At 67.1% G+C, this 13,580-nt stretch carries 13 protein-coding genes and 1 riboswitch; all 13 genes read left to right on the top strand.

All coding sequences use genetic code 11. From position 1 onward, the window contains the following. Nucleotides 1-315: 315 nt before the first annotated feature. Complete coding sequence (gene cobT, locus FVD38_RS26015; protein ID WP_147937452.1) at nucleotides 316-1,347, top strand: nicotinate-nucleotide--dimethylbenzimidazole phosphoribosyltransferase; 1,032 nt, start codon at nucleotides 316-318, stop codon at nucleotides 1,345-1,347. Then, nucleotides 1,344-2,126 carry an adenosylcobinamide-GDP ribazoletransferase gene (locus FVD38_RS26010; protein WP_147937451.1) on the top strand — a complete coding sequence of 261 codons (783 nt, stop codon included), beginning with the start codon at nucleotides 1,344-1,346 and terminating at the stop codon, nucleotides 2,124-2,126. The genes cobT and FVD38_RS26010 overlap by 4 nt, the downstream gene beginning before the upstream one ends. Continuing rightward, a complete protein-coding gene (locus FVD38_RS26005) occupies nucleotides 2,126-2,668 on the top strand; it encodes a histidine phosphatase family protein (RefSeq protein WP_147937450.1) in 543 nt (180 codons plus the stop codon). The genes FVD38_RS26010 and FVD38_RS26005 overlap by 1 nt, the downstream gene beginning before the upstream one ends. 7 nt (nucleotides 2,669-2,675) lie before the next feature. After that, a riboswitch (cobalamin riboswitch) is annotated at nucleotides 2,676-2,907 on the top strand. A 65-nt stretch (nucleotides 2,908-2,972) separates the two neighbouring features. After that, nucleotides 2,973-4,838 (top strand): TonB-dependent receptor domain-containing protein, encoded by a 1,866-nt coding sequence (locus tag FVD38_RS26000; RefSeq protein WP_147937449.1) that lies wholly within the window; start codon nucleotides 2,973-2,975, stop codon nucleotides 4,836-4,838. A gap of 61 nt (nucleotides 4,839-4,899) precedes the next feature. Then, a complete protein-coding gene (locus tag FVD38_RS25995) occupies nucleotides 4,900-5,922 on the top strand; it encodes a FecCD family ABC transporter permease (protein ID WP_147937448.1) in 1,023 nt (340 codons plus the stop codon). Then, nucleotides 5,919-6,698, top strand: a complete 780-nt coding sequence (locus tag FVD38_RS25990; protein WP_147937447.1) for an ABC transporter ATP-binding protein — start codon at nucleotides 5,919-5,921, stop codon at nucleotides 6,696-6,698. The genes FVD38_RS25995 and FVD38_RS25990 overlap by 4 nt, the downstream gene beginning before the upstream one ends. Next, entirely contained in the window at nucleotides 6,695-7,321 is a 627-nt protein-coding gene (gene cobO / locus FVD38_RS25985; protein ID WP_147937446.1) for a cob(I)yrinic acid a,c-diamide adenosyltransferase, read from the top strand. The genes FVD38_RS25990 and cobO overlap by 4 nt, the downstream gene beginning before the upstream one ends. Continuing rightward, the gene (locus tag FVD38_RS25980; protein WP_147937445.1) at nucleotides 7,315-8,607 is read left to right on the top strand and encodes a cobyrinic acid a,c-diamide synthase CobB; all 1,293 of its coding nucleotides are present in this window, start codon (nucleotides 7,315-7,317) and stop codon (nucleotides 8,605-8,607) included. The genes cobO and FVD38_RS25980 overlap by 7 nt, the downstream gene beginning before the upstream one ends. Then, nucleotides 8,604-9,164, top strand: a complete 561-nt coding sequence (cobU, locus tag FVD38_RS25975) for a bifunctional adenosylcobinamide kinase/adenosylcobinamide-phosphate guanylyltransferase (RefSeq protein WP_147937444.1) — start codon at nucleotides 8,604-8,606, stop codon at nucleotides 9,162-9,164. The genes FVD38_RS25980 and cobU overlap by 4 nt, the downstream gene beginning before the upstream one ends. Further along, nucleotides 9,158-10,090, top strand: a complete 933-nt coding sequence (gene cbiB, locus FVD38_RS25970) for an adenosylcobinamide-phosphate synthase CbiB (RefSeq protein WP_147937443.1) — start codon at nucleotides 9,158-9,160, stop codon at nucleotides 10,088-10,090. Before cobU ends, cbiB begins: the two co-directional genes overlap by 7 nt. Further along, nucleotides 10,083-11,063, top strand: a complete 981-nt coding sequence (gene cobD / locus FVD38_RS25965; protein ID WP_147937442.1) for a threonine-phosphate decarboxylase CobD — start codon at nucleotides 10,083-10,085, stop codon at nucleotides 11,061-11,063. The genes cbiB and cobD overlap by 8 nt, the downstream gene beginning before the upstream one ends. Next, nucleotides 11,060-11,941, top strand: coding sequence for a cobalamin-binding protein (locus tag FVD38_RS25960; protein ID WP_147937441.1), 882 nt, complete (start codon nucleotides 11,060-11,062; stop codon nucleotides 11,939-11,941). Before cobD ends, FVD38_RS25960 begins: the two co-directional genes overlap by 4 nt. Before the next feature lie 23 nt (nucleotides 11,942-11,964). Then, nucleotides 11,965-13,398 carry a cobyric acid synthase gene (locus FVD38_RS25955; RefSeq protein WP_229494019.1) on the top strand — a complete coding sequence of 478 codons (1,434 nt, stop codon included), beginning with the start codon at nucleotides 11,965-11,967 and terminating at the stop codon, nucleotides 13,396-13,398. The last annotated feature ends 182 nt before the right edge of the window (nucleotides 13,399-13,580 follow it).

Below are 13,580 nucleotides of genomic sequence, written 5' to 3'. Positions count from 1 at the left end.
TAAGTAATCAAGAACCGAAGTTCTTGGCACCTTCATCAAACGCCCACACTTATCGACTGTTAATTTTTAAAGAACTTTATTCGGTACTGCGTCTGCCGTTTGCTTCGAAGCGTTGTGTTCGTCAGCAGCAGAGAGGCGAGATTATCAGGTGTTTCGCGATTTTCGTCAACCTCTTTTTTCTCTTCGTTTTCGCTACCGTGAGGTGGCGTCTGCGTCGAGGAGCGAGACTATAGCAAGCCGAAGGCCGGCTTGCAAGGTTTACGATTGTGATATCTTAGCCGCCGCACTCAGCGACCTTCTCTTACATACCCTTATATGATTCCTACGATCGTCCCTATCGCCGACGCCGCCCTCTCCCAGTCCCTGGCGGATGCCATCAATAACAAGACCAAACCGCTCGGTAGCCTGGGACGACTGGAATCGCTCGCCGCCCAGCTGGGCCTGATCCAGCGCTCCACCAAGGTCAGCATCGACCAGCCCGCGATCCTGGTATTTGCCGCCGACCACGGCGTCGTGGCCGAAGGCATCTCCGCCTTCCCGCAAGACGTCACCTGGCAGATGGTCGAGAACTTCCTGGGCAACGGCGCCGCCATCAATGTGTTCGCGCGCCAGAACGGCTGCGCGCTGCACGTGGTCGACGCCGGCGTGAACCACGAATTCGGTGACCGCGCGGGCCTCGTACATCGCAAGGTCGCCAATGGCACCCGCAACTTCGCGATCGAACCCGCCATGACGGCGCAGGAATGCGCGACCGCGCTCGAACACGGCATGGCCCTGGCGCGCGACCTGCCCGGCACCGTGGTCGGCTTCGGCGAGATGGGCATCGGTAATACGACGTCCGCCGCGGCCCTCATGCACACGCTGACCGGACAACCGCTGGCGCGCTGCGTCGGCGCCGGCACCGGTCTCACGCCGGACGGCATCCGCCACAAGGCCGACGTCGTCGCGGCCAGCGTCGCCCGTCACGCCCACGCCGTGCAGCCGCTCGAGGTACTGGCCACCTTTGGCGGCTTCGAGATCGCGATGATGGCCGGCGCCATGCTCAAGGCGGCCGAGCAGCGCAAGGTGCTGCTGATCGACGGCTTCATCGTCACCAGTGCGCTGCTGGTCGCCGCGCGCCTGCAGCCGAACATCCTCGACTACTGCGTGTTCTCGCACTGCTCGGGCGAGCATGGCCACGCCCTGCTGCTCGAGGAGCTCGGCGCCCGCCCGCTGCTCGACCTCGGCCTGCGCCTCGGCGAAGGCACCGGCAGCGCGCTGGCCGTGCCCCTGCTGCACGCCGCCGCCAACTTCCTGAACGAGATGGCCACCTTCGTCTCGGCGCAAGTCAGCGAACGCTCGGCATGACGCACCAGCTGCGCCTGTTCTTCATTGCGCTGCAGTTCTTCACGCGGCTGCCGATTCCGCGCTGGGTGGGCTTCGAACCGGCCTGGCTGAACCACGCGTCGCGCTACTTCCCGCTGGTGGGCGTTGTGGTGGGCGTCATCGGCGCGGCCGTGTACCTGGTGGCGGCGCAGTGGTTGCCGGCGGCGGTGGCGGCCGTGCTGTCCACCGCCGCCACCATCTATGTCACCGGCGCGTTCCATGAAGACGGCTTCGCCGACACCTGCGATGGCCTGGGCGGCGGTATGACGAAGGAACGCGCGCTCGAGATCATGAAGGACTCGCGCGTCGGCGCCTATGGCGCGATCGGCATCGTGTGCATGCTCGGCGCGAAGCTGGCCGCGCTTGCCAGTCTGCCGCCAGCCAGCGCCATCGGCGCCCTGCTGCTGGCCCATCCGCTCTCGCGACTGGCCGCCACGTCCCTGATCTGGCAGATGGAATACGCCCGCGCCGAGGGCAAGGCCAAGCCGCTGGCGGTGCGCATGAGCGACCGGGAATTTGGCATCGCCACGCTCACCGTGCTCGTGCCCGCGCTCGCGCTGCTGGCCTTCGGCTCGCTCGACCTGGCCGCAATCGTCGCCTCGGTGCTGGCAGCCATGCTGGCCACGCGCTGGCTGGCGCGCAAGTACACACGCCGGCTGGGCGGCTATACGGGCGACTGCCTCGGCGCCGTACAGCAGCTGGCCGAAATAGCCATCTATATCGCGGTGCTCGCCACGCTCGGACGCGGCGCGCTGGCCTGATGCGTATTTACCTGGTGCGCCACCCACGGCCCGAGGTGCCGGCCGGGCACTGCTACGGCCGTAGCGACCTCGCGGCGAACGAAGCCGACGTCGAACGGGTGCTGGCCGCATTGGCGAACCAGGGACTGCCCGGCGCGATGCCGGTCTACGCCAGCCCGCTCACCCGAAGTGCGGTCCTGGCGCAGCGGCTCTCGCCAGCGCCAGCCTTCGACGCACGCCTGGCCGAGATGGACTTCGGCGCCTGGGAAATGCGCAGCTGGGACGACATCCCCCGCAGCGAGATCGATGCCTGGAGCGCCGACCTGCTGCACTACCGTCCCGGCGGCGGCGAAAGCGTGATGGAAGTGGCCGCGCGCGTGGCCGGTTTCGATGCCGACATCCGGCGCGCGGGACATGCGCAGGCCCTCGTCATCTGCCACGCCGGCACCATGCGCCTCATGCACTCGCTGCACCTTGGTGGCACGCTGGTCGATGCCGCGCTGCGCGCCGCCCAGGCGCCACACCGGATTGACTACGGCGAAGTGATGATGCTGGAAACCTGACAAGACCTTATAATGGGCGCGTTTTGGTGCTCGCGCCTGCGTTCGCAGTCGCAGTTAAACGGGAAACACGCAGCCCCATCAAGGGCCAACGTGTGCTGCCCCCGCAACGGTAAGCAAGTGCCGCATGCTCTCCATGAGCCATGCGGCAAACCGTCCCCTCATACCACTGTGCGCATGCATGGGAAGGTCGGACGGCCATACTTGTCAGCCCGGATACCGGCCAAAAGGTGGCGTCGCTTCGCGCGACGCCGTTCAATCTGGCCTACGGGGACGTCGGCTGGTTGCCTTTGATAAGAAACAGTTCATGAACTTTCCAGTAACCCGGCAAGCCGCCGCGGTCTCGCTCGCCCTCGCCGTCATCTCGTCCGCCGCTGTCGCAGACGTTCCTTCACCTGCTCCTTCACCTGACGCCATCCCCACCGCCGACACCGTCGTCGTCACCGCGACCCGCACCGCGCAGCGCGCCGTCGACGTCATCGCCGACACCACTATCATCGATGCCGAAGAAATCGCGCGCTCAGGCGCCGGTTCGGTGGCCGACATCCTGCGCCGCCAGCGCGGCATCGAAATCTCGCGCAACGGCGCGGCCGGTACCACCACCAGCGTCTTCATCCGCGGCGCCAACGCCAACCAGTCCGTGGTCCTGGTCGATGGCGTGCGCTTCGGCTCGGCGACCACCGGCACGGCCAGCTGGAACGCCATCCCGCTGGGCGCCATCGACCGCATCGAGATCGTCTACGGTCCGCTCAGCACCCTGTACGGCGCCGACGCCATCGGCGGCGTGATCCAGATTTTCACCCGCAAGGGCGAAGGCGCCCCAGTCGTCACCGGATCGGTGGGCGTGGGCAGCAACGCCACCCGCCAGGCCGACGCCGGCATCTACGGCAGCAGCGGCGGCCCGAACGCCATCAGCTACGCCTTCGGCGCCGGCTACGAGGATTCGGACGGCTTCTCGTCCACCCGCCCGGGCGCCTCGGGCTACAACCCGGACGAAGACGGCTACCGCCGCCGCAACGCCAACGGCCGCGTGACGATGGCGCTCGCGCCGGGCCACGAGATCGGCGCCCAGTTCCTGGTCAGCCGCCTGTTCAGCCAGTACGACAGCGGCACCGCCAACTACGACGTCCACAGCGACAACGACCTGAACACCGCCGCGGTCTTCATGCGCAACCAGGTCCTGCCGAACTGGCACAGCACGCTGCAGTACGCGCGCTCGGAAGACAAGTCGGGCAACTTCACCAACGCGACGCCTTCCGGCGCCAGCCAGATCGATACCCAGCAGGACGAGTTCAGCTGGCAGAACGACATCGCCATCGGCCGCGACACGCTGCAGCTGCTGTACACGCACCGCAAGGAAGAAGTGCCGTCGATGCAGCGCTCGCGCATCACCAACTCGTATGCGGCCGCCTACTCGGCCAAGCGCGGCCAGCACCTGGTCGACGTCAGCGCGCGCCACGACCGCTCGGTCTACGGCAGCAAGAACACCGGCGCCGCCGGCTATGGCTACGACTTCGGCAACGGCCTGCGCGCCACCGCCAGCGTCGGCACCAGCTTCCGCGCCCCGACCTTCAACGAGCTGTACTTCCCCGGCTACGGCCTGGAAACCAACAAGCCCGAAAAAGGCCGCAACCGCGAAGTGGGCCTGCGCTACGACGGCAACGGCTACCAGCTGGACGCGACCTACTTCCACAACCGCCTGACCGACATGATCGTGTCGAGCACCCCGTGCCCGGATGGCGTCAACAAAAGCTGCGCCTACAACGTCAACGAAGGCCTGCTCGAAGGCTTCTCGCTGGCTGGCAGCACCCGCCTGATGGGCGTCGACCTGCGCGCCAGCCTCGATTGGCAGGATCCGCGCGACGAGACCACCGGCAAGCAACTGGCGCGCCGTGCGAAGAAGCACGCCAACTTCGGCGCCGACTACACAATGGGCACGCTCAAGACCGGCGTTGAACTGAGCGTGTCGGGCGAGCGCTTCGACGATGCCGCCAACAACCGCCGCCTGGGCGGCTATGGGCTGCTGAATCTGCACACGACCTGGCAGTTCACGCCCGACTGGTCGCTGCTGATGCGCCTGGATAACGTCGCCGACAAGCAGTACGAGATCGCGCGTAACTACGGCACCAGTGGCCGCACCTGGTTTGCGGCCCTGCGCTACCGCATCCGTTAAGCTATAACCCCCTGCCCGCGGCAACCAGGTCGCGGGCATCCGATCAATCGACAGGGCCAGCATGCAAGCATCCGTCCCGCCGCTACGCCAGCGCGCCACACTCATCGTTGGCGCCATGCTGGCGTTTTCCATTGCCACCCTGCTGTTCGCGGGCATGACCGGATCGATCCGGGTTCCGCTCGACGAGATTCCCGACGCCCTGCGCCAGCTCGCCAGCGGCCAGCCCGATTCGCTCGCCGCCTCCCTGCTCGAACTGCGCGCCAGCCGCGCGCTGGTGGCGTTCGCGACCGGCGGCGCGCTGGCCCTGGCCGGCCTCATGATGCAAGCGCTGTTGCGCAACCCCCTGGCCGACCCGTATGTGCTGGGCGTCTCGTCCGGCGCCTCGGTCGGCGCCCTGCTGGCGCTGCTGCTGATGGCCTCCACGCTGATGGTCGACGCCGCCGCGCTGGCCGGCGCCATCGGCGTGGCCATGCTGCTCTACCTGCTGGCCCGGCGCGACCTGCGCAGCGGCCAGGCGGCCGAAGGCGGCGCCTCGATGCTGCTGCTGACCGGCGTGATCGTCTCGGCCCTGTGCGGCTCGGTGGTCACCCTGATGCTGTCGATCGCACCCGAGGGACGCCTGCGCAGCATGATCTTCTGGCTGATCGGCGACCTGGCCGGCGCGCCGCTGCGCCTGCTGCCCTGGCTGGTACTGGCCGGCTGCCTGCTGTTCGCCATGCGCAATGCGCGCGCCATGAATATGGTTGCCCTGCACGCAGAGAATGCGGTGACGCTGGGCGTGCGCGTCGGCGCGCTGCGCAAGGGCCTGTTCTTTATCTCTGCCCTGCTCACCGCGAGCGCGGTCACCAGCGCCGGCTCGATCGGCTTCGTCGGCCTGATCGTGCCGCATGCCTGCCGCTTCGCCTTCGGGCCCGACCACCGGGTGCTGATCCCGGCCGTGGTGCTGGCCGGTGGCGCCTTCCTGGTGTTGTGCGATACGCTGGCGCGCACCATCATCGCGCCGCAGCAGCTGCCGGTCGGCGCCATCACGGCGATGATCGGCGCGCCGGTCTTCCTCTACCAGTTGCACCGCCTGCGCAAATGAACTCAATCTCCACCCACGACCTGCTGCTGTCCATCGGCCAGCGCACCCTGGTGCGGGGCCTGGACTGGACCGCGCGCGCCGGCGAATGCTGGAGCATCATCGGCCGCAACGGCGCCGGCAAGAGCACCTTGCTGCGCACGCTGGCCGGGCTGCAGCAGCCGAACGGCGGATCGGTGCACGTCGACGGCCGCCCCGTGGCGGACTGGCCGCTGACCGAACTGGCGCGCGAGCGCGCCTTCCTGGCCCAGTCGCGCCATGACGCGTTTGCCTATACGGTGCTGGAGAGCGTGCTGTCGGCGCGCCACCCCTACCACGCCAACCGCTACTGGGAGGGCAGCGACGACCATCAAGCTGCCCTGATGGCGCTGGCGTCGATGGAAGTGGACGACCTGGCTGCACGCGACGTGCGCACCCTGTCCGGCGGCGAGCGCCAGCGCGTGGCGATCGCCGCCCTGCTGGCGCAGCAGACGCCGCTGCTGCTGCTCGACGAGCCGGCCAATGCGCTCGACCTGGCGCACCAGGTGAGCGTGATGGGCCTGCTGGCCCGCCTGTGCCGCGAGCAAAAACGGACCGTGGTCATGATCGGCCACGACCTGAACCTGGCCAGTCGCATTTCTACTCATGCACTACTACTGATGGGCGACGGCCGCTGGACGGCCGGCGCCAACGACCAGATCATGCGCCCCGCGCTGCTGGGCGACTATCTTGGCCATCCGATCGACATGATCGAACACGAAGGCCGCCGCATCTTCATTCCCAAGGAGGGTTCCGCATGACCGACATGACTCCAGAACAGACCGCCGCCCTGAACGACCGCCATCGCGCCCGCATGGAGCGCAAGAAGGCAGTCATCGACGCCAAGATCGCTTCAGCCGACAAGGAAATCGGCATCGTCATCGTCAATACCGGCAACGGCAAGGGCAAGAGCTCGAGCGCGTTCGGGATGGTGGCGCGCGCTCTCGGCCACGGCATGAAGGTGGGCGTGGTCCAGTTCATCAAGGGCGCCCTGTCGACCGGCGAAGAAACCTTCCTGCGCCGCTTTCCCGACGAAGTGAGCTTCCATGCGATGGGCGAAGGCTATACCTGGGAAACGCAGAACCGCGAGCGCGACATCGCCAAGGCCGAAGAAGCCTGGGCGCTGGCAAAGCAGTTCCTGTCCGATCCTTCCATCGGCATGGTGGTGCTGGATGAGTTGAACATCGCCCTGAAATACAAATACCTCGACGTGCACACCGTGATCGCCGACCTGCTCGACCGTCCGGTGATGCAGCACGTGGTGATCACCGGCCGCGGCGCGCCACCGGAACTGATCGCGGTGGCCGATACCGTCACCGAGATGAACGTCGTCAAGCACGCGTTCAAGTCAGGCATTGGGGCCCAGGCGGGGACCGAATGGTGACGGGCGCCCGTATCGCCCTGGTGGCGGCGATGTCGTCCGGCCAGGGCAAGACGACGGTGACGGCCGCGCTGGCGCGGCGGCTGGTCCGCATGGGCAAACGCGTGCGGGTATTCAAATGCGGCCCCGACTTCATCGACCCGATGCTGCTCGAACGCGCCTGCGGCGCGCCAGTCCACAACCTCGACCTGTGGATGGTGGGCGTCGACGCCTGCCGCCAGCGCCTGGCCGACGCCGCGCATGAGGCGGACGCGATCCTGGTCGAGGGCGTGATGGGCCTGTACGACGGGTCTCCCTCGGCGGCGGACTTGTCGCGCGAGTTCGGGATTCCCGTGCTGGCGGTGCTGGACGCGTCGGCGATGGCGCAGACGGCCGGTGCGGTGGCGCAGGGCCTGCGCGACTATGGCCCCGTCGAGATGGCCGGCGTGATCGCCAACCGCGTTGCCAGCAGCGGCCACGCGGCGATGGTGAAGGAGTCACTACGCGACATCCCGCTGATCGGCACCCTGGCCCGCCAGGACGAGCCGCTGCCCGAGCGCCATCTGGGCCTGGTCGTGCCGGGCGAGGTCGAAGAGCTGGATCGCATCCTGGATGCGCTGGCCGACAGCATCGATTTCGATGAGGCGGCGTGGGATGCGCTGCCGGTTTTGTCGCCCCCTTCCGCACTCCCGGCGCCGCTAGAACCCCTGCTTGCGGGCCGCACGATCGCGATCGCGCGTGATCCATCCTTCGTATTTGTCTATCCTGCGAACATCAACGTGCTCGAGCAGCTCGGTGCGCGCATCACGTATTTCGCGCCGCTGTCCGATGAAGCGGTGCCGGACGATGCCGACGCCGTGTATCTTCCGGGCGGCTATCCCGAGCTGCATGGCGCAGAGCTGCAGGCCGCCCAGCGCTGGCGCGACTCGATCCGCGCCGTGCACGCGCGTGGCATGCCGATCGTCGCCGAGTGTGGCGGCATGATGGCGCTTGTCGATGGCCTGACCGATAGCGAGGGGCGGCGCTTCGAGATGGCCGGGCTGCTGGTCGGCGAAGTCAGGATGCAGAAGCGCCTGGGGGGACTCGGCATGCATGCGATGCCGACGCCGCAGGGCGAGATCCGCGGCCATACCTTCCACTATTCATTGCTGGACTCCCCGGTGACGCCGCAAGTCCATACCATCAAGCAGAGGACCGGCACCCAAGGCGAGGCCGCCTACCGGGTCGGTTCGCTGTTCGCGTCCTACTTCCACGGCTACTTCCCTTCCAATCCGCGTGCGGTGGCGGTGCTGTTCGGAGCGCAGCCGTGAGCGTGACCCTGGTATTTGGCGGGGCGCGCTCGGGCAAGAGCGCCTACGCCGAACGCCTGGCGCGCGAATCGGGCAAGGAGATCGTCTATATCGCCACCTCGCGCGCTGGCGACGGCGAGATGGCCACACGCATCGCCCATCATCGCGAACGGCGGCCGCCCGAGTGGCGGACGGTCGAAGAAGAACTGGCGCTGGCGCAGACGCTGCGCGACTGGTGCGCACCGCAGCGCCTGGTGCTGGTCGATTGCCTGACACTGTGGCTGAGCAACCTGATGTTCTGCGATGGCCGCGACTATCCCGAGGTCGGCGCGATCGACTTGCCGCCATGTTTTCACCAGGAGCGTGCGGCGCTGCTGGATCTGCTGGACGAAGGTCCCGCAGGCGACGTGATCCTGGTGTCGAATGAAGTGGGCATGGGCATCGTGCCTTGGGGCGCGATCTCGCGCAGCTTCGCCGATGAAGCCGGCCGCCTGAACCAGGCGGTGGCGGCGCGCGCCGACCGCGCGGTGCTGGTGGCGGCCGGCCTGCCGCTGGTGTTGAAAGGTCCCCAGTGCTGACTTGCCTGCCGCTCTCCACCATCGCGCTGCTGCTCGTCGCCGGGATCGCGCTCGACCTGCTGCTGGGCGAGACGCGGCGTTGGCATCCGCTGGTTGGATTTGGCAAGCTGGTCAACTTGATCGAGCGCAGCCTCAATCGTGGGCGGTCTCGCCTGGTGCGCGGATGCCTGGCCTGGATGCTCGCCGTGCTGCCACTGAGCCTGCTGTTCCTGGCGCTGACCGACTTCGCCGGCCTGTGGCTGCACGCGGTGCTGCTCTATCTCTGCATCGGCCTGCGCAGCCTGCGCGACCATACGCTGCCGATCTATTCCGCGCTGTGCGCCGGCGACCTGGCGCAGGCGCGCGCGCTTACCGCGCGCATCGTCAGCCGCGACACGGCGAACGCCGACGAATCCGACCTGGCCAAGGCCAGCGCCGAATCGCTCCTCGAAAACGGCAATGACGCCGTGTTCGGTACGCTATTCTGGTTCGTCCTGCTGGGCGGGCCGGGCGCGGTGCTGTTCCGCCTGGCGAACACGCTCGATGCGATGTGGGGTTATCGCAGCGAGCGCTTCAACCTGTTCGGCCGCTGCGCGGCGCGGATCGACGACGCATTGAACTACGTGCCCGCCCGCCTGACCGCGCTGTCGTACGTGCTGCTGGCGGGTAGTGGCCGCGCGCGCGCTTGGCGCTGCTGGCGCACCCAGGCCCCGGCCTGGAGCAGCCCGAACGCCGGGCCGGTGATGGCCAGCGGCGCCGGCGCCCTCGGCGTGTCGCTGGGCGGCGCCGCCGTCTACGATGGCGAAGTCGAACAGCGTCCGCCGCTGGGTCTTGGGCCTGCCGCCTGCGCGGGGGACATCCTGCGCGCCTGGCGGCTGGTGCTGCGCACGACGTTGCTGTGGGCCGGCGTGGTCTGCCTGATGGCTGTAGGAGCTTCATATGCTTGAACACGGCGGCAACTTGCGCGACGCGGCGCATCACTATGGCCGCGACGACTGGGTCGACCTGTCGACCGGGATCAACCCGCATGGCTATGCGGCGCCGGCGCCGTCGAGCGCCGCCTGGCATCGCCTGCCGGAGCCGGATCCTGAATTCCTTGCGGCGGCCCGCGCCTATTACGGCGCGCCGCGACTGCTGCCGGTGGCCGGCACGCAGGCGGCGATCCAGGCGCTGCCGCGCCTGCGTCCACCTTCGCGCGTCGCGGTGTCGGCGCCCTCGTATGCGGAACACGCGTATCACTGGAACCTGCACGGCCACACGCAGCGGCTGGTGCCTTACCCCGAACTGGAAACGGCGGTCGACGCCAGCGACGTTGTCGTGGTCGTCAATCCGAACAATCCCACCGGCGAGACCATCGAACCCGAGCGCCTGCTCGACTGGGCGGCGCGGCTGCATGCGCGTGGTGGCTGGCTGGTGGTCGACGAAGCCTTCGGCGATACGGCGCCCGAGCTGAGCGTGACGCGGTATGCGGCGCAGCCGGGATTGATCGTGCTGCGCTCGATCGGCAAATTCTTCGGGCTGGCCGGACTGCGGCTAGGATTCGTGGCGGCGCACGAGCGCGTGCTGGCGGACCTGGCCGACCTGCTCGGGCCGTGGGCAGTCAGCGGCCCTGCGCAGGAGATCGCCCTGCAGGCGCTGGCAGACACGGGCTGGCAGCAGGATGCGCAAGAGCGCCTGGCGCAGGCCGGTGGACGGATGGTGCAGCTGCTGCAGGAGCACGGCATTGCCAGCACCGGCACGCCGCTGTTTCGCTGGTGGCCCGAGGCGCGGCCGGAAGCTTTTCATGAACACATGGCCGCGCGCGGCATCTGGTGCCGGCTGTTCCGCGATGCGGCGCGCGGCATCCGGGTCGGCCTGCCCGCCACCGAGGGTGACTGGCGGCGCTTCGAACAAGCACTTCACGAATGGAACAAGCAATGAAGAAAACGATGCTGCTGGCCGGCCTGGTCGCAGCTGGCCTGACGGCCCATGCCCAAGCCGCGATCACGGTCAAGGATGATGCGGGACTGGCGGTCACCGTCGCCAAGCCGGCGCTGCGGGTGGTGTCGATGGCGCCCAGCGTCACCGAACTGCTGTTCGCTGCCGGCGGCGGCAGCCAGATCGTCGGCGCGGTGAACTACAGCGATTATCCCGAAGCGGCCAAGCGCATCCCACGCATCGGCTCGAACCGCGAGATCGACATGGAGCTCCTGATCTCGCTGAAGCCGGACCTGATCGTGGCCTGGCGCCATAACAGTTCGGAGCGGCAGATCGAGATGGTGCGCCGACTGGGCATCCCGGTATTCCAGAGCGACCCGCAAACCCTGGACGGCATTCCCGACGCCGTGCTGCGCCTGGGCCAGCTATTGGGCACCGACGCCGCGGCGAAGACGACCGCGGCGCAGCTGCGCGAGCAACTGGCCGGCCTGCGCGCGAAGTATGCGAACCGTTCCACGGTGCGCACCTTCTACCAGGTGTGGGACAAGCCCCTCTACACGTTGAGCGGAAAGCACATCCTTACCGATGCGATGAAGCTGTGCGGCGGCGAGAACATCTTCGACAAGCTGACGGTGACGGCGCCGATCGTCTCGATCGAGAGCGTGTTGCAGGCCAATCCGGAGGCGATCATCGCCACCGCCGAGAAGAACTACGGCGGTGTGGAGTTGTGGAAGCCGTATGGCACCCTGGCCGCAGTGCGCAGCAATAATCTGTTCACGCTGGACGGCCACCTGCTCAATCGCGCGGGGCCACGCATGGTCCAGGGCACGGCCGCGATGTGCGAGGTGCTCGAGCAGGCGCGCCAGCGTCGGTCGAAATGAGCGGCTTTCCCTACCGGACCCTGATGGTGCAGGGCACGACGTCCGACGCCGGCAAGAGCACGGTGGTCGCGGCGCTGTGCCGCCTGCTCAAGCGCCGCGGCATCCGGGTTGCGCCGTTCAAGCCGCAGAATATGGCGCTCAACAGCGCGGTGACGCGCGATGGCGGCGAGATCGGCCGCGCACAGGCGCTGCAGGCGATCGCCGCCGGCATCGAGCCGCACACCGACATGAATCCGGTGCTGCTCAAGCCGTCGAGCGACATCGGCGCCCAGGTCATCATCCATGGCCAGGTGCGGGCCGACATGAATGCGCGCGACTATCACCAGTACAAGCCGGTGGCGATGGGTGCGGTACTTGAATCGCATGCACGCCTGCTGGACCAGTATGAGACGGTGATCGTGGAAGGCGCGGGCAGCCCGGCCGAGATCAACCTGCGCGATCGCGACATCGCCAATATGGGGTTTGCCGAGGCGGTGGATTGTCCGGTGATCCTGGTGGCCGACATCGATCGCGGCGGCGTGTTCGCGCATCTGGTCGGCACCCTGTCCTGCCTGTCGCAGTCGGAACGCGGTCGTGTCATCGGCTTCGTCATCAATCGCTTCCGCGGCGACATCAAGCTGCTCGAGCCGGGACTCGAATGGCTCGAACAGCAGACCGGCAAGCCGGTGCTGGCGGTGCTGCCCTATCTGCATGGGCTGTTCCTCGATGCCGAGGATGCGGTGCAGGCGGCGCAGGCGAACAAGGGCGCGTTTCGCGTCGTCGTTCCCAGCCTGCCACGCATGAGCAATCACACCGATTTCGATGCGCTGCGCGCGCATCCGGATGTCGACCTGCGCTTCGTGCGGCAGGGCGAAGCGATTCCCGGCGCCGACCTGATCATTCTCCCAGGGAGCAAGAACACGCGTGGGGACCTGGCCTGGCTGGAAGCGCAAGGCTGGCGTGAGCAGATTGCGCGTCATCTGCGTTATGGCGGCAAGGTGATCGGCGTGTGCGGCGGATTCCAGATGCTGGGGCGGACGGTGAATGATCCACATGGCGTCGAAGGAGCGCCGGGTATGTCTGCGGGACTCGGATTGCTGGATGTCGAGACCGAACTCACGCGTGAAAAGCGGCTAACCAGGGTGGACGGTGTGTGCGCGTTTGCTTCGCACGAAGTCGCTGGACGAGTCAGCGGGTATGAGATTCATATGGGGGTATCGCATGGCACTGCCATGGGGAAGCCTGCTTTTGCGATCGACGGACGCGGTGAAGGTGCGGTGTCAGTCGATGGCCAGATCCTGGGGACTTATCTGCACGGATTGTTCGATCATCCGGAGGCGTGTACCGCACTGCTGCAATGGGCTGGGTCGCGCAGCGAGCATGTCGTCGACACGGCGCAACTGCGTGATGCGAGTCTGGAGCGGATCGCGGATTCAGTAGAAGGGTTGCTGGATCGATTGATCGCAATCCGCGGATGAGCTGGATTGCTTGAACGCGTGGATGGCGAAGCCATCCACCCTACGATGTTACTTCAGCACTACAAAGCAAAAAACCCCACCAGGATCACCTGGTGGGGTTTTTCATATAACTAGCCTGACGATAACCTACTTTCACACTGGTTGCAGCACTATCATCGGCGCAAAGTCGTTTCACGGTCCTG

It is taken from the genome of Massilia arenae, assembly GCF_008014745.1.
Taxonomy (GTDB): domain Bacteria; phylum Pseudomonadota; class Gammaproteobacteria; order Burkholderiales; family Burkholderiaceae_D; genus Telluria; species Telluria arenae.
This window is presented reverse-complemented; position numbering and strand designations above follow the sequence as displayed.